This window comes from Cognatundibacterium luofuense, from assembly GCF_018139685.1.
Lineage (GTDB): Bacteria > Pseudomonadota > Gammaproteobacteria > Burkholderiales > Burkholderiaceae_D > Undibacterium > Undibacterium luofuense.
Window position 1 is genome coordinate 1 of sequence record NZ_JAGSPN010000040.1, and the last position, 884, is coordinate 884.

1 protein-coding gene and 1 pseudogene are annotated in these 884 nt (G+C 40.8%); both read left to right on the top strand.

The genetic code is table 11. From position 1 onward, the window contains the following. The coding region (locus KDM89_RS19145) for a lytic murein transglycosylase (RefSeq protein WP_212689513.1) at positions 1 to 199 on the top strand (199 nt) is incomplete at its 5' end. Positions 200 to 671: 472 nt separating this feature from the next. Continuing rightward, a pseudogene (locus tag KDM89_RS19150) lies at positions 672 to 884 on the top strand (hypothetical protein); the annotation flags it as partial.

Genomic DNA, 884 nt, shown 5'->3' on the forward strand with positions numbered 1-884 from the left:
GGCCAGCAGTGCCAGTGCTGATATCGCGCCGCAACTCAAAGTTGGATTAGTTGACTTGCAAAATGGCGATGATGCGACGGAATATTGGATTGCAACCGACAACTTCTATGCGATTACCCAATACAACCGCAGTTACTTCTACGCGATGTCTGTGATTGATTTGGGCCGCGTCATCCGTCAGGCGCGGGAACAAATGTAATGACTCTTTTTGCTTCGTTATTACTGGACACCACGACTGGATGCGGTCGCTGATCCAGACTTGAAAATACCTCTGTGTACGTGTTACCAAGCACGCACAAATTTCACAAAAGAAATAATAAATGCAATTCTACGAAACTTTTTTAACAATATCTTTCGTTTTCACCAATTGATCTCAAGCATATTTTGCCCAATACTTCAGGTGCAGGCAATTGTTAGCTTGTAAAAAAAGCGAATGAAATCAATTGGTAATCTATTAAAAAAGTAAATTGCTTTTCAGCTTGTATTGATCTACAGTACTATTGCCTTATAGACACAATGGCGTAAATAGCACTCCCTGTGCCAAGAAATTTAACAATGTTTTGCTATTTTTCTGATAAGCAATTTCTGTTTTAAAGATACAATATTACCGTTTGATTAATTTCATTGAAGCAATTAAATCAGGCATCAATAGACTAGATAGCGAGGTAATTATGGCAAATCTGACCCAGCTTGAATCAGATGAAATCGACTACGATCCAAACAATTTGTTGGACACTCTGATCAAGCAATTGCACTTAAAAAACGACGCAGCCCTCTCCAGAGCTTTGGAAGTTGCGCCTCCAGTAATCAGTAAAATCAGACATCGTCGCCTGCCGGTTGGCGCATCCCTGCTGATCCGCATGCATGAAATCAGCGATGTCAGC